General features: G+C 39.2%; 18 protein-coding genes. 9 read left to right on the top strand and 9 right to left on the bottom strand.

Annotation, left to right across the window (positions count from 1 at the left end; translation table 11 throughout):
- From lptA to PVK62_RS14625, 5 genes are all read right to left on the bottom strand, one after another.
- Positions 1–498 (bottom strand): lipopolysaccharide transport periplasmic protein LptA, encoded by a 498-nt coding sequence (gene lptA / locus PVK62_RS14645; protein WP_274445047.1) that lies wholly within the window; start codon positions 496–498, stop codon positions 1–3.
- The gene (lptC, locus tag PVK62_RS14640; protein WP_274445048.1) at positions 479–1,042 is read right to left on the bottom strand and encodes an LPS export ABC transporter periplasmic protein LptC; all 564 of its coding nucleotides are present in this window, start codon (positions 1,040–1,042) and stop codon (positions 479–481) included. The genes lptA and lptC overlap by 20 nt, the downstream gene beginning before the upstream one ends.
- The gene (gene kdsC / locus PVK62_RS14635) at positions 1,039–1,599 is read right to left on the bottom strand and encodes a 3-deoxy-manno-octulosonate-8-phosphatase KdsC (protein ID WP_274445049.1); all 561 of its coding nucleotides are present in this window, start codon (positions 1,597–1,599) and stop codon (positions 1,039–1,041) included. Before kdsC ends, lptC begins: the two co-directional genes overlap by 4 nt.
- Positions 1,599–2,573, bottom strand: a complete 975-nt coding sequence (gene kdsD / locus PVK62_RS14630; protein ID WP_274445050.1) for an arabinose-5-phosphate isomerase KdsD — start codon at positions 2,571–2,573, stop codon at positions 1,599–1,601. The genes kdsC and kdsD overlap by 1 nt, the downstream gene beginning before the upstream one ends.
- Before the next feature lie 204 nt (positions 2,574–2,777).
- On the bottom strand, positions 2,778–3,746 hold the full coding sequence (locus PVK62_RS14625) for a calcium/sodium antiporter (protein ID WP_274445051.1): 969 nt from the start codon (positions 3,744–3,746) through the stop codon (positions 2,778–2,780).
- Between the two features lie 181 nt (positions 3,747–3,927).
- On the opposite strand from PVK62_RS14625, the gene mlaF reads away from it, so the two are divergent.
- The 9 genes from mlaF to idi all read left to right on the top strand — a co-directional run bounded on the left by mlaF (position 3,928) and on the right by idi (position 9,956).
- Entirely contained in the window at positions 3,928–4,749 is an 822-nt protein-coding gene (gene mlaF, locus PVK62_RS14620; protein WP_274445053.1) for a phospholipid ABC transporter ATP-binding protein MlaF, read from the top strand.
- Positions 4,742–5,536, top strand: a complete 795-nt coding sequence (gene mlaE, locus PVK62_RS14615; RefSeq protein WP_274445054.1) for a lipid asymmetry maintenance ABC transporter permease subunit MlaE — start codon at positions 4,742–4,744, stop codon at positions 5,534–5,536. The genes mlaF and mlaE overlap by 8 nt, the downstream gene beginning before the upstream one ends.
- Positions 5,537–5,538: 2 nt before the next feature.
- Entirely contained in the window at positions 5,539–6,033 is a 495-nt protein-coding gene (gene mlaD, locus PVK62_RS14610) for an outer membrane lipid asymmetry maintenance protein MlaD (protein WP_274445055.1), read from the top strand.
- On the top strand, positions 6,033–6,674 hold the full coding sequence (gene mlaC / locus PVK62_RS14605; RefSeq protein WP_274445056.1) for a phospholipid-binding protein MlaC: 642 nt from the start codon (positions 6,033–6,035) through the stop codon (positions 6,672–6,674). The genes mlaD and mlaC overlap by 1 nt, the downstream gene beginning before the upstream one ends.
- Positions 6,674–6,994: an STAS domain-containing protein gene (locus PVK62_RS14600; RefSeq protein ID WP_122036589.1), complete on the top strand. Its 321-nt coding sequence runs from the start codon at positions 6,674–6,676 to the stop codon at positions 6,992–6,994. The genes mlaC and PVK62_RS14600 overlap by 1 nt, the downstream gene beginning before the upstream one ends.
- Positions 6,994–7,251, top strand: coding sequence for a BolA family iron metabolism protein IbaG (ibaG, locus tag PVK62_RS14595; protein WP_122036590.1), 258 nt, complete (start codon positions 6,994–6,996; stop codon positions 7,249–7,251). Before PVK62_RS14600 ends, ibaG begins: the two co-directional genes overlap by 1 nt.
- A gap of 12 nt (positions 7,252–7,263) precedes the next feature.
- Positions 7,264–8,532: a UDP-N-acetylglucosamine 1-carboxyvinyltransferase gene (murA, locus tag PVK62_RS14590; protein WP_274419322.1), complete on the top strand. Its 1,269-nt coding sequence runs from the start codon at positions 7,264–7,266 to the stop codon at positions 8,530–8,532.
- 88 nt (positions 8,533–8,620) lie between these two features.
- Positions 8,621–9,346, top strand: a complete 726-nt coding sequence (locus PVK62_RS14585; protein WP_274419323.1) for a 1-acylglycerol-3-phosphate O-acyltransferase — start codon at positions 8,621–8,623, stop codon at positions 9,344–9,346.
- A gap of 70 nt (positions 9,347–9,416) precedes the next feature.
- Positions 9,417–9,956, top strand: a complete 540-nt coding sequence (idi, locus tag PVK62_RS14580; protein WP_274445057.1) for an isopentenyl-diphosphate Delta-isomerase — start codon at positions 9,417–9,419, stop codon at positions 9,954–9,956.
- Between the two features lie 70 nt (positions 9,957–10,026).
- Here the strand turns inward: idi and PVK62_RS14575 are convergent, their stop codons facing one another.
- The 4 genes from PVK62_RS14575 to argF all read right to left on the bottom strand — a co-directional run bounded on the left by PVK62_RS14575 (position 10,027) and on the right by argF (position 13,267).
- Positions 10,027–10,416 carry a RidA family protein gene (locus PVK62_RS14575; protein WP_274445059.1) on the bottom strand — a complete coding sequence of 130 codons (390 nt, stop codon included), beginning with the start codon at positions 10,414–10,416 and terminating at the stop codon, positions 10,027–10,029.
- 172 nt (positions 10,417–10,588) lie between these two features.
- Positions 10,589–11,053 carry an aspartate carbamoyltransferase regulatory subunit gene (pyrI, locus tag PVK62_RS14570; RefSeq protein WP_274445065.1) on the bottom strand — a complete coding sequence of 155 codons (465 nt, stop codon included), beginning with the start codon at positions 11,051–11,053 and terminating at the stop codon, positions 10,589–10,591.
- Positions 11,054–11,064: 11 nt separating this feature from the next.
- On the bottom strand, positions 11,065–11,994 hold the full coding sequence (gene pyrB, locus PVK62_RS14565) for an aspartate carbamoyltransferase (protein WP_274445060.1): 930 nt from the start codon (positions 11,992–11,994) through the stop codon (positions 11,065–11,067).
- 268 nt (positions 11,995–12,262) lie between these two features.
- A complete protein-coding gene (argF, locus tag PVK62_RS14560; protein ID WP_274445062.1) occupies positions 12,263–13,267 on the bottom strand; it encodes an ornithine carbamoyltransferase in 1,005 nt (334 codons plus the stop codon).
- Positions 13,268–13,475 lie beyond the last annotated feature (208 nt).

Below are 13,475 nucleotides of genomic sequence, written 5' to 3'. Positions count from 1 at the left end.
TTATTTATTGTTTAATTGAGTTGGTTGAAGAATAGTAGTAACACGTTCGTCTTTACCACCATCAGCAATTAATTTTTGAGTTTTCATATTATAGGTAATCACTTTACCCTTAATGATACTGTCGTCTTGCTTTAGCTCAGCCTTATTGGTCATCTTTAGAAATTCTTTTTCTAATTCGTAACGGAGCTTATCAGCTTTACCTTTTAAGGTTTTACCGTCATCTGTAAGTTGACTAAAGCGGGCAGGTTTACCATAAGCTTCTAATATCTCGCGACCGTCTTGTCCTTGAGGGCGGATAACAATTAATTTATCAGCGAAGATCTCAATGCTGCCTTGCTTTAAAGTTACATCACCAATAAACGTAACTTGATTGCTTTGCATATCGAAGTTTTGCGAATTTGAATTAATGTGAATTGGTTGCTCTGTGTCGCTGCTTAGCGCCCAACTTGGCGAGCTCAATAATAAGCCAGCAAGTAGACTAATGTGTGAAAGCTTCATAGATACCTTGTACATTCTCTAATAGGGTCGTTTGTTGGGTGGTAAAATTACCTTTCATTCCTACGCCTGTCGTTTCAAACGTTGGACCAACAAGGTTAACGACATCCTCTGTCGTGAAATCTTTAGTTGATAGTTGTATTGTTATACTGTCTGTTGTCATGGTGTCAAAGGCGGCTTCAGGCAGTAAATTTTTAATGATTACATTACCACTCAAATAAAGCTCATGTTGTTTATTGAGTACGCCAGTGTCAGAAATTATTTCCCACTCTTTTAATTCACCCTCTTTAAAAACAAAAAGATGTGGAGTGGTAAAGTGAGTCTCTCCAGTTTTTGCAAAACGAGCAAGAGCTTTAGCATTAATTTGATAATTACGAACACCACTTTGATCATAATTATTATTGCTTATGTTACTGCCAGTAAAAACAGGAACTTGTTGATCCGGAACTATTTGTTGGTCACTTTGAGCATACTCATAATATAAGTAATACCCTGACCAACTGGAGATCATCAATAATATTGTCATGAAAAGGTGTTTTAAGGTCATATACTTAGACCTTTATGTTGTTCTAGTTCACCTTTCGCCTCTAGGATGAGGTCACTCACTTCACGAACGGCACCATGCCCACCTTTGATAGTGGTCACGTAATTTGCACGTTGTACGAGTAATGGATGTCCATCAGAAACGCAGACTTTTAGCGCGACTCTTTCCATTACTGGCCAATCAATTAGATCATCTCCAATATAACCAGTATGTTCTGGCGCTATATTGAGTTTAGTTAAAATATCTTGGTATGCTTGCAGTTTGTTGTCTTGCCCTTGGTAAATTAATTTAATACCAAGTGCTGTCATACGGTTTTCAACAATTTTAGAATTACGGCCCGTGATGATGGCAATTTCTACCCCCGCAGACATTAGTGATTTAACGCCGTAACCATCACGAGTGTGGAAGGTTTTTAGTTCTTCACCGTCGTTGCCCATATAGACAAGACCATCAGAAAATACGCCATCAACATCGCAGATTAACAACTTAATGTCTTTTGCAATATTGAACACAGTTTCGTCGATATTACCGTAGAGTGTTGAAATGAATTTAGTGGTCATTACATTACTCCCGCTTTTAGTAAATCATGCATATTAAGGGCTCCGACTAAACGATGGTTTTCATCGCATAGCAGTAGGCCATTAATTTTCTTATCTTGCATTAAGTTCAGGCCTTCAACTGCCAGTAGATTTGGATTAGCAACCGCTGGAGAGCGTGTCATTACTTCGCCAATGGCTTGAGTATGAATATCAATGCGATTATCGAGAAGACGACGTAAATCACCATCGGTAAAAATACCAATGACTCTTTGCTCATTATCAACAATAGCTGTCATCCCTAGTCCTTTCTCTGAGACTTCAAGTAATGCGGTTTTAATTAATGCGTCTTCGGTTACCATTGGTAACTCATCATCTTTATGCATGATATCAGACAATAATAGCAGTAATTTACGACCTAGAGCACCTCCTGGGTGAGACAAGGCAAAATCATCAGCGGTAAAGCCTTTTGCTTGCAGTAGAGCAACAGAAAACGCATCTCCCATTGCTAAGGTTGCCGTCGTACTTGATGTTGGCGCTAAACCTAGAGGGCACGCTTCTTGAGGAACGGTAATTTGCAGGTTTACATCTGCTACTTTTGCCATGCTTGAATCAGGATTACCAGTCATTGTGATTAATGTAATACCAAGGCGTTTAATGACGGGCAATAAGGCTAAAATCTCGCCTGCTTCACCTGAGTTTGAAATAGCAATAACGATATCACCTTTTTCAATCATGCCTAAATCACCATGACTTGCTTCGCCTGGATGTACAAAAAAAGAAGGAGTACCAGTGCTTGCTAATGTCGCCGCTATTTTATTACCAATATGCCCCGATTTCCCCATTCCCATTACAACTACTTTACGCTTACATTCCAACATTAATTGGCATGCTTTAGTAAAATCATCATTGATGTAGTTGTTTAGCTGGGTGAGTGCATCTATTTCAATTTGAAGAACATTTTTTCCTGCAGTACAGAAATCAAACTGAGTTGCCATCGGGATACCACCTTTATTTGGGTTATAACAGATGTATAATTTAGATGAGTAGCGTATACAATTATTATGCCATATACCAGAGGTAGTTCAAGGTAACGAGGATGGTTATGGGAAGGAAGTGAGTATAAATAGATAGGTTGTTAATTAATAAGGTATTTTTCACTAATTAACAAACCTATATTTTTTATTTAAACTGGTGTATTTTTAAATTGTGTAGAAAAGAGCGCCTTGATATACCAAGAAGCACGTCACTAAGATACCACCTTCAATTCGGTTAATGCTGCGACTCTTACCTAGTGCCATAAATAGCAATAAAACAGAAACACCCATCATGACATAAAAATCACGGCTCATTAAATCAGGGCTAATAGCAGATGGATTGATAAGTGCAGGTATTCCCATAACGGCAAGAATATTGAAGACGTTTGAGCCGATAATATTACCAGCAGCCATGTCATCTTCCCCTTTTAATACACCCGCGACAGACGCAGCCAGTTCAGGAAGACTTGTGCCTAATGCAATAATTGTCAAGCCGATCACTAGATCACTCATGCCAAAGAATTTAGCAATAACAACGGCATTATCAATCAGCATATTTGCACCAACGGGTAGTAAGATAAGCCCAACGACAACCCAGAATAAGGCAATTTTATTGTCTACACCTTCAGGAATTTCAGATTCTTGCTCTTCGAGAAGGATGTCCCCATTTTTTTGCTCACTTTTACTGATGTAGAGCATGGCGATAATGAAAACAGCAAAAAGCGCAATCAGTAGTACCCCTTCGTAAAATCCAAGGTAGTTGTTATACATGATTGCACCAGCAAGCAAGGTTACAATCAACATGAGGGGTAATTCACGGCGTATAATGCCAGAACTGATTGCAAGTGGTTTAATTAATGCGGTAATGCCTAAAATTAACGCAATATTTGCAATGTTTGAGCCTATTACATTGCCTACGGCGGTATCGGTTTTTCCATCAAGTGCAGCGGCCGCTGATACCATCATTTCTGGTGCTGATGAACCCATCGCTAAGATAGTCATACCAATAACAAGGGGAGAAATACCGTAGTTTTTTGCTAACGCGGCAGAACCAAATACCAGTTTATCTGCGCCCCAAACAAGTAGAGAGAGGCCGACGATAAGAAGTAGAGTTGGCATGAGCAGCTCTGTCATTGTGCTAATTTCCTTTTGTAAAAGATGTTTTTATCATTAATTACTAATTTTGACGCTTCTCTTACAAAAAGGAAAGGAAAAAGGCGCGCAGCGAGAGGATATTTAAAAGAAGGTTAAAAATAATAAGTTTGAATGATAAGTTAACGTATACTTGTCATTATGTTGCTAGGAAGGACTTTTAATGAAAACTAATGATATAGATTCAGATATAACCTTAATAAAAGTCGAAAATTTAACCTTTAAACGTGGTGAGCGAGTTATTTTTGATGACATTAGTTTATCTGTTCCAAAAGGAAAGATTACCGCGATCATGGGGCCATCAGGGATCGGAAAAACAACCTTACTAAGACTGATTGGTGGGCAAATCTTACCTGAGTCAGGCGAGATTCATTTTGAAGAATGGAATATCCCAAAGTTAGGGCGTAAAGCCTTGTACCTTGCTCGAAATAAAATGGGGATGTTATTTCAATCGGGCGCTCTATTTACTGATATGAGTGTGTTTGATAACGTCGCTTTTCCATTACGAGAGCATACGGAATTATCAGAATCTTTTATTCGAACGCTCGTATTATTAAAGCTTGAAGCAGTAGGGTTAAGAGGTGCCGCAGAGTTAATGCCGAGTGAACTCTCTGGAGGTATGGCTCGTCGTGCAGCTTTGGCTCGTGCTATTGCTCTGGATCCCGATTTAATTATGTATGACGAACCTTTTGTTGGCCAAGATCCAATAACTATGGGGGTCTTGGTTGATTTGATCCGTAATTTAAATGATGCGTTAGGTTTGACATCAGTAGTGGTCTCTCATGATGTCCCTGAGGTTATGAGTATTGCTGATCATGTTTATTTATTAGCAAATGGAAAAGTCATAGCTCAAGGCTCCCCTCAAGAGTTGGAAGATAATCCTGATCCTCAAGTTCGACAATTTTTGGATGGACGATCCGATGGTCCTGTTCCTTTTCGTTTTCCTGCTAAACCATTAGGTGAGGTACTATTTTCTTATGAGTAACTTTTCCCTTATTTCGTCGATTGAGCAAATAGGTAAGCGAGCATTATTGATTTGTGAAGTGTTTGGACGAGCCACTTTTATGTTACTCGGTGCGATAGTATCAAAACCTCAACCCGTGAAGATGTTTCCATTATTGTTAACGCAATTATATTCAGTGGGTGTTCGCTCTTTAGTGATTATTATCGTTTCAGGTTTGTTTATCGGCATGGTGATTAGCCTACAGGGTTATATCATTTTGGTTGATTACGGTGCTGAAACCAGCTTAGGACAACTTGTTTCTTTATCACTTTTAAGAGAACTTGGTCCAGTAGTCACAGCATTATTATTTGCAGGGCGTGCAGGTTCAGCATTAACCGCAGAAATCGGATTAATGAAGACAACTGAACAACTCTCTAGCATGGAAATGATGGCAGTTGATCCACTGCGTCGAATTATTGCTCCACGATTATGGGCTGGGATTATCTCAATGCCATTGTTAGCCATGATATTTATGGCGGTGGGTATATGGGGTGGTCAGATTGTCGGTGTCGAGTGGAAAGGCATTGACTACGGTAGCTTTTGGTCATTAATGCAGTCATCGGTTGATGTGCGTTATGACATCGTAAACAGTCTTATTAAATGTGTGGTGTTTGCCTTTATCGTTACTTGGATTGCCTTGTTTAATGGTTACGATGCAACACCAACCTCTGAGGGGATCTCACTGGCAACAACACGAACGGTAGTGCATTCGTCACTGGCGGTATTAGGAATTGATTTTGTGCTGACTGCACTGATGTTTGGGAATTAATTATGCAACAGACTCGTAAAGTAGAATTTTTTGTCGGCCTTTTTGTTTTAGCAGGAATGGCAGCGTTATTGATGTTATTGCTAAAAGTAGCAGACGTTCGTAGTGGGGGCAGTGGTGAGTATTACACGCTAAATGCTCAATTTGATAATATTGGTAGCTTGAAATCACGATCGCCAGTGAAAATTGGTGGTGTTGTGGTTGGTCGAGTGGAAGGGATCAGGTTAGATACTGAAAGTTACTTACCTATTGTCAGTATGGAAATTGATAAGCAATTTGGCTATTTTCCTGAAACCTCTGCAGCACAAATTTTAACGTCAGGATTAATCGGTGAGCAGTATATTGGTATTGTTCCAGGGTTTGTGGATGAAGATATCGATATGCTAGGCAATGGCGATTACATTGAAGATACGAAATCAGCCTTAGTATTAGAAGATATGATTGGCCAAGTGCTGTATAGCATTGGTGGTGATTCGTCAGATAAAAGTGAGGAAGAGTAATGAAACAGTGGATTAGCATTTTTACTATCATCATTAGTGTATTTACAGGGGCGGTTCAAGCTCAAGAAATCGATAAAACTAAGCCCTATGAGATGATGGCTCAAGTATCGGAAATGACATTTGCCCGCTTAAAAGCAGAGCAAAGTGCGATTCAGGCAAACCCGAATTTATTAAAAACGGTCGTTGATGAAGAGTTGATGCCGTACGTCAATGTGAAATATGCTGCTTACAAGTTATTAGGTACGCATTTAAAGAAAACGTCAGCGGAAGAACGCGCTGAATTTGTTACTGCATTTCGTGATTATTTAGTGGCTTCGTATGCTCAGGTATTAACTTTATACACAGATCAAAAGATTGTATTAGAAAAAGAGAAAATAATCCCTGAGGGAAAAACGATCATCAGTGTGCGAGTTGATATTTTAGATTCTGCTCGCCCAACGGTAAAAGTTGATTTTAAATTACGTAAAAATAAGAAAACGGGAGAGTGGCAAGCTTTCGATATGGTCGCTGAGGGAGTTAGCCTTTTATCGACCAAACAGTCAGAGTGGAATGGTAAAATTCGTAAAGAAGGTATCAGCTCTGTAAGCAAAGAATTGGCCTCTTTAGCGAAGCAACCTATTCGCTTAGAAGGGAATAAATAATGCCAATAATGGATTTATGTGAAGCGAAAGCGGATGAAATTCATTTAAATGGGCCTCTTGATCGTGAGACGGTGCCTAATATTTGGAAAAAATTGACAGTATGGAAACCTAAAGTCACTCAAGTAAAGGTAGACTTAGGTCACGTTAATCGCATTGACTCTGCAGGGGTAGTGTTACTTTTACACCTAATAGAGCATGCAAAAAATCAAAACTGTCATATAATGCTTGCTTTCGTCCCTGATCAGCTCATTACGTTAATTCAATTAAGTAATGTGGAATCATTGTTTGCTGATCACTTAATAACGCAAAAGGTAGAGTAATGGAAAGCGCCGAGATTAAAGAATTATTAGACGCAGCACTTCAACTTCAAGAGATTCACGTTAAAGGTGAAGGAAGCCATTTTGAAGTTATTGCTGTGGATGAATCGTTCAATGGAATGAGCAGAGTTAAAAAGCAACAAACCATCTACGGACCTTTGATGGAACATATCTCAACAAATACCATTCACGCTCTATCAATAAAAGCGTTTACTCCGGAAGAGTGGGCACGTGATAAAAAATTAAATAGCTTATTCTAAGAGGTCCTTTGAATGTATAAATTTCGAATTCAAGGAAGTGAAAAACCACTTTCTGGAGAGGTTACGATTTCTGGTGCAAAAAATGCTGCACTGCCAATTTTATTTGCTGCATTACTTGCTGAAGAGCCAGTAGAAGTCGCAAATGTTCCAAAACTTCGCGATGTAGATACAACCATGGAGTTGTTACAACGCTTAGGTGCTAATGTTTCTCGTAATGGCTCTGTTCATATTGATGCGAGCGGTGTAAATGATTTTTGTGCACCGTATGATCTAGTTAAAACGATGCGAGCATCAATTTGGGCGTTAGGTCCATTAGTTGCACGTTTTGGTAAAGGCCAAGTGTCGTTACCTGGTGGTTGTGCTATCGGTGCTCGCCCAGTTGATCTGCATATTCACGGTCTTGAGCAACTTGGCGCAACGATTAAGCTTGAAGAAGGCTACGTTAAAGCAGAAGTTGATGGTCGTCTGAAAGGCGCTCACATCGTTATGGATAAAGTAAGTGTTGGCGCAACAATCACTGTAATGTGTGCAGCAACATTGGCTGAAGGTAAAACTATTCTAGAAAACGCAGCGCGTGAACCTGAAATTGTTGATACTGCTAACTTCCTTAATGCCATTGGTGCGAAAGTATCAGGCATGGGTACAGATACCATTACGATTGAAGGCGTAGAGCGTCTTGGTGGTGGTTATCATGAAGTGGTTGCTGACCGTATTGAAACGGGTACTTTCTTAGTTGCTGCTGCGGTATCTGGTGGTAAAGTTGTTTGTAAGAACACAAAAGCACATCTACTTGAAGCCGTTCTTGCTAAGCTTGAAGAAGCGGGTGCAAAAGTTGAAACTGGTGAAGACTGGATCAGCTTAGATATGACAGGACGTGAGTTGAAAGCGGTAAATATCCGTACAGCGCCACATCCAGCATTCCCAACAGACATGCAAGCACAGTTTACTTTGCTAAATATGATGGCAAAAGGCCCAGGCATTATTACTGAAACGATTTTTGAAAACCGTTTCATGCATATCCCTGAACTGCAACGCATGGGCGCTCACGCTGAAATCGAAGGTAATACTGCTATCTGTGGTGATACTGATGGTTTAAGTGGTGCTCAAGTGATGGCTACGGATTTACGTGCCTCTGCAAGCCTTGTTATTGCAGGTTGTATAGCAAAAGGTGAAACAATTGTTGATCGAATTTATCATATCGACCGTGGTTATGATAAGATCGAAGATAAGTTAACCGCATTAGGTGCGAACATCGAAAGAGTTCGTAGTAGCGAAATCTAATCAACAGATTAGTTTGCTAAAAAAGCTAAGCGGAAACCGGGTATATAATGACCCGGTTTTTTATTGTTTGTATGTAGGAGAAACACTTATGATCGCATTGTTACGCCTAATTGCTTTGGCTATCTTTGCTGTCTTTACGTTTGTATTTGGTTGCGGCTATTGTTTACTTAGTCCGAGAAACCCAAAACACGTTTATACTTTTGGCCTTTGGTTTGCTCGTATGTCTCGAGTGTTTGGTATTAAACTTGAAGTTCGAGTACCTGATAGTGTTAAGAATGCAGGGCCAAGCTTATACATTGCCAATCACCAGAATAACTGGGATCTATTTACTGTTTCTGGTGCTATCCAGCCTCGTACTGTTACGGTTGGTAAAAAGAGCTTAGCGTGGATGCCGCTGTTTGGTCAGTTATATTGGATCACTGGTAACATCTTGATTGATCGTAATAATCGTAGCAAAGCGGTGGGTACGATTGCTCAAGTTGCTGACAATATTAAAAAACGTAATGTGTCTGTTTGGATGTTTCCTGAGGGAACTCGTTCACGTGGCCGTGGTTTATTGCCATTTAAAACCGGTGCATTTCATGCCGCGCTCGCTGCTGAAGTTCCAGTAACTCCAATTGTATGTAGTAGTACTGATGGCGTGAAATTAAATCGTTGGAATAACGGCACTGTTATTGTTGAAATTTTACCTCCAGTAAGTACTGACGGTTACGACAAAAACAACGTGCGTGATTTTGCGAATGAATGTCGTGAACAAATGAAAGTTAAGCTGGAAGAATTAAATAAAGAAGTTGCCGAGCGCAATCAAGCTTAAGTTTTGATGATAATAATTATTAAGGGTGTATGGCTTGCTATATGCCCTTTTTCTTTAGTGTGTAGATAAAATGAGTGAACAAGTTATCCTTGTAAATCAACAAGGTGAAACCATTGGAACCATGGAAAAGCTAGAAGCCCACCAAAAAGGGTTATTGCATTTAGCTTTCTCCGTTTTGCTGTATCGAAAAACAGAAGATGAGTATCAATTTCTATTACAGAAGCGCGCAGAATGTAAATATCACAGTAAAGGAAAGTGGAGTAATACTTGTTGCTCTCATCCAAGATTACATGAATCGGTCGAACTTGCTGGTGAAAGGCGATTAGAGGAAGAGATTGGTATTACGAGTGTTAGGGCTGATATATTTGAAAATCTAGGTTGGTTTATCTATCAAGCTGAATTAGAAAATGGATTAAGTGAACATGAGCAAGACTACATATTACTGGCTAATACACCTGATGTAGAATTTACGCTGAATCCTGATGAAGTTAGTGATATACAGTGGTGGAGTGAGAGTTATATTAAGCAAGAATTAGTCAATAATCCCGCTCTGTTTTCGGCTTGGTTTAGCACTGTTTTTTCTAAAGCGATACGATACTTATCACATTAAATAAAAAATAAGGCAGGGATTAGTGATACCAATATCTGCCTTACTTTATTTATTACATCGCTGGTTTTAATTATTTACGAACAGCAATCGCTTCAATTTCAATACCAACATCTTTTGGAAGACGAGCGACTTCAACGCAAGAACGTGCAGGGTAGTTTGCAACGTTATGCTCATCAAAGAAGTTACCATATACTTCGTTTACTGTGCCAAAGTCATTCAGATCTTTTACGAAAACGGTCATTTTTACAATGTCAGATACCGTTAGACCAGAAGATTCTACAACGGCTTTAACGTTTTCTAAAGATTGGCGAGCTTGCTCTGCAATATCATCAGACACTTCACCTGTTGTAGGGTTTACAGGGATTTGACCTGAAGTTAATACCATATTACCAAGATCAACACCTTGAATGTATGGGCCAATTGCTGCTGGAGCATTGTCTGTATGAAGAACTTTAGTCATAGTAATGATTCCTTTTTTAATGGGTGAACAATTTATACCAATCAACATAATTATCTGAACAACGGCTTATCTAGATAGGTATTAGGTTCAATAAACCCAATATAAAACAAACCTTACCAATAAAAAAGCCCCAGAAGATCTGAGGCTGAACATTATCGAATTAAATATGATATTAATTTAAATCAGTAACCACTTCTCGTGAATAAACCTTCTCACAATACTTACACTTTAAGTGAATATCTTCGTTTTTTGTAATGATCTTAAAGCTACTATCAACTGGCTCACCATGGGTAATACAGTTGCTGTTTGGGCATTCAAATACCCCCGTAATTTGTGTCGGTAGCTGAAGAGGGATCTTCTTCGCTACTTCATAGTTTTCAATTTGGTTAACCGTTGCGTGTGGTGCGTAGAGTGCTAACTTACTTGCTTGTTCGGGTGTTATAAAGGTATTTTCAATTTTTAATAAATCTTTAGAACCCAGCGCTGAAGATGGTAAATTTAAGCCAATCGTTACACGCTCTGCTGTTTTGTCCATTTGAAATAGCTTTAAGACTTTAACACCAATATTTGCAGGGATATGGTCGATTACCGTACCGTTGTTGATTGCTTCAACACGTAATTGAGTTTTGTTAGGCATCATTTTTCTCCCTAAAGTGTTTCGTTAAGAACTAAAGCTAGTAGAGCTTGGCGGGCATAGACACCATTCTCAGCTTGTTGGAAGTAGTAAGCGTACGGTGTTTTATCAACATTGATATCAATTTCATCAACGCGAGGCAGCGGGTGAAGGACTTTTAAGTTCTCACGAGCAGGTGCTAATGTTTCAGCTGAAAGAATATAGGCTGACTTAATATGCGCGTATTCAGACTCATCAAAACGCTCTTTCTGAACACGAGTCATGTAGAGAATATCTAACTCAGGAATGGCTTCATCCATTTCATTTAGTAATTGATATTCAATGCCTAACTCATCTAATTCTTCACAGATGTAATCAGGCATGGCTAATACTTCTGGGGCGATAAAGAAGAACTTAATGCCATTAAATTTAGCTAAGGCTTGGGTTAATGAATGAACGGTACGACCGTATTTTAAATCACCAACAAAAGCGATGTTTATGTTATCTAGGCGACCTTGAGTTTCGTAGATGGTGTATAAGTCTAATAGTGTTTGAGTTGGATGCTGATTCGCACCATCGCCCGCGTTGATGACTGGAGTTCCATTAGAGAACTCTGAGGCTAGACGTGCAGCGCCTTCTTTTGGATGACGCATAACATAAGCATCAACATAAGAGGTAATCACTTGAACTGAGTCTGCCAGTGTCTCGCCTTTTTGAGCAAGAGAAGTATTGCCTGCAGAATCAAACCCAATAACAGAGCCGCCTAAACGTTGAATTGCAGTTTCAAAAGATAAACGGGTACGAGTTGAGGCTTCAAAAAAACAGCTCGCAATGACTTTATTTTTTAATAAGTCAGGTTGAGGTTCTTTTTTAATATTACCTGCTGTTTCTACAATCAGTTCTAACTCTTGACGAGAAAGCTCTGGAATAGAAATGATGTGCTTTTGATATAGCGAGTTAGCCATAGTCTCTCTTCCCTTTTATTTATCATATTGAAATCAAAAAAAAGCCCCCTATCAAATAGGAGGCTTTAAAAATATCGGTAATTAGGAAACTCAAAAAATAGGGGACCACCGCACACTATGAGTGCAGATTCTCGGTCGACCGCTGTATGAAGATAAGTTAATAACATCATAATTTCCTAGTAAATTGCGCGAAATTATACTCGTATCAAAATCCTAAGCAAGCGTTTGCATCAAATTTTATTTTGATTACTTTTTAACACAAGAGGGATTAACTCCCTAGCGTAGCAACCATAACGGCCTTGATGGTGTGCATTCTATTTTCTGCTTCATCAAATACGATAGAGTAGTCAGATTCAAAAACGTCGTCAGTGACTTCGAGCCCATTCATGCCATACTTTTCTGAGATTTCTTTTCCAATGGCTGTTTCATTATTATGAAAGGCGGGTAAACAGTGCATGAATTTCACGTTTGGATTTTCGGTTGCTTTAATTACATCCATATTGACTTGATAAGGCGTCATTAATGCAACTCGTTCATCCCATGCTTCTGGCGCTTCACCCATAGAGACCCAAACATCGGTGTATAAAAAATCACAGCCTTTTACGCCAGTCTGTACTTCTTCCGTTAGGATGATTTTGGCGCCAGTTTGGTCTGCTATTTCTTGGCATTGAGCAACTAACGCTTCTTCTGGCCAAAACTGTTTTGGTGCAATAAGACGGATCTCCATGCCCATTTTTGCTGCGCCAACCATCAGAGAATTGCCCATGTTATTACGAGCATCACCAAGATAAGCAAACGTTATTTGATTTAGCTGTTTACCATTTGCATATTCTTGCATTGTAAGAAAGTCTGCCAGAATTTGCGTTGGATGAAACTCATCAGTTAATCCATTCCAAACAGGAACGCCCGCATGCTTACCGAGTTCTTCTACTATGGATTGACCAAAGCCACGATACTCAATGCCATCGTACATACGACCAAGTACGCGAGCAGTGTCTTTCATCGATTCTTTTTGGCCAATTTGAGAACCTGAAGGACCAAGATAAGTGACTTTAGCGCCTTGGTCAAAAGCTGCGACTTCAAAAGCACAACGCGTACGAGTAGAGGCTTTTTCAAAAATAAGTGCAATGTTCTTACCTGAGAGGCGGGGTTGTTCATACCCAGCGTATTTTGCTTTTTTTAAATCAGCGGAAAGTTCAAGTAAGTGTGCGATCTCTTTTGGGGTGAAATCCAAGAGTTTTAAAAAATTTCTATTACGTATATTAAAAGCCATAGTGTGCTCCTAGCTGTGCATATCAAATCCGATAAATATTATTTAAACATATAAATGCTTGTTATGTGAATATATATTTAACTATTCTTGTTGTATTTATCCGTGCAAAATCTTTTTTTGGGAGGTTAGCTAATGAGAGCCTAACTAAAACATTCCCTTTCTAATATCTATAGCTATAGAGAAATAATACCGTATAGCAGCTAAATAT

Source organism: Aliivibrio sp. S3MY1, assembly GCF_028765575.1.
Lineage (GTDB): Bacteria > Pseudomonadota > Gammaproteobacteria > Enterobacterales > Vibrionaceae > Aliivibrio.
Note: the sequence above shows the minus strand (reverse complement) of the source record. Positions and strands in the feature narration are given on the sequence as shown.

Bases quoted from the DNA above. Each gene is read 5' to 3' on its own strand.
- argF (WP_274445062.1), bottom strand. From the start codon at position 13,267: ATGGCTTTTAATATACGTAATAGAAATTTTTTAAAACTCTTGGATTTC.
- mlaC (WP_274445056.1), top strand. From the start codon at position 6,033: ATGAAACAGTGGATTAGCATTTTTACTATCATCATTAGTGTATTTACA.
- murA (WP_274419322.1), top strand. From the start codon at position 7,264: ATGTATAAATTTCGAATTCAAGGAAGTGAAAAACCACTTTCTGGAGAG.
- PVK62_RS14575 (WP_274445059.1), bottom strand. From the start codon at position 10,416: ATGACTAAAGTTCTTCATACAGACAATGCTCCAGCAGCAATTGGCCCA.
- lptA (WP_274445047.1), bottom strand. From the start codon at position 498: ATGAAGCTTTCACACATTAGTCTACTTGCTGGCTTATTATTGAGCTCG.
- PVK62_RS14625 (WP_274445051.1), bottom strand. From the start codon at position 3,746: ATGACAGAGCTGCTCATGCCAACTCTACTTCTTATCGTCGGCCTCTCT.
- lptC (WP_274445048.1), bottom strand. From the start codon at position 1,042: ATGACCTTAAAACACCTTTTCATGACAATATTATTGATGATCTCCAGT.
- kdsD (WP_274445050.1), bottom strand. From the start codon at position 2,573: ATGGCAACTCAGTTTGATTTCTGTACTGCAGGAAAAAATGTTCTTCAA.
- kdsC (WP_274445049.1), bottom strand. From the start codon at position 1,599: ATGACCACTAAATTCATTTCAACACTCTACGGTAATATCGACGAAACT.
- mlaD (WP_274445055.1), top strand. From the start codon at position 5,539: ATGCAACAGACTCGTAAAGTAGAATTTTTTGTCGGCCTTTTTGTTTTA.
- pyrB (WP_274445060.1), bottom strand. From the start codon at position 11,994: ATGGCTAACTCGCTATATCAAAAGCACATCATTTCTATTCCAGAGCTT.
- pyrI (WP_274445065.1), bottom strand. From the start codon at position 11,053: ATGCCTAACAAAACTCAATTACGTGTTGAAGCAATCAACAACGGTACG.
- mlaE (WP_274445054.1), top strand. From the start codon at position 4,742: ATGAGTAACTTTTCCCTTATTTCGTCGATTGAGCAAATAGGTAAGCGA.
- PVK62_RS14600 (WP_122036589.1), top strand. From the start codon at position 6,674: ATGCCAATAATGGATTTATGTGAAGCGAAAGCGGATGAAATTCATTTA.
- mlaF (WP_274445053.1), top strand. From the start codon at position 3,928: ATGAAAACTAATGATATAGATTCAGATATAACCTTAATAAAAGTCGAA.
- PVK62_RS14585 (WP_274419323.1), top strand. From the start codon at position 8,621: ATGATCGCATTGTTACGCCTAATTGCTTTGGCTATCTTTGCTGTCTTT.
- idi (WP_274445057.1), top strand. From the start codon at position 9,417: ATGAGTGAACAAGTTATCCTTGTAAATCAACAAGGTGAAACCATTGGA.
- ibaG (WP_122036590.1), top strand. From the start codon at position 6,994: ATGGAAAGCGCCGAGATTAAAGAATTATTAGACGCAGCACTTCAACTT.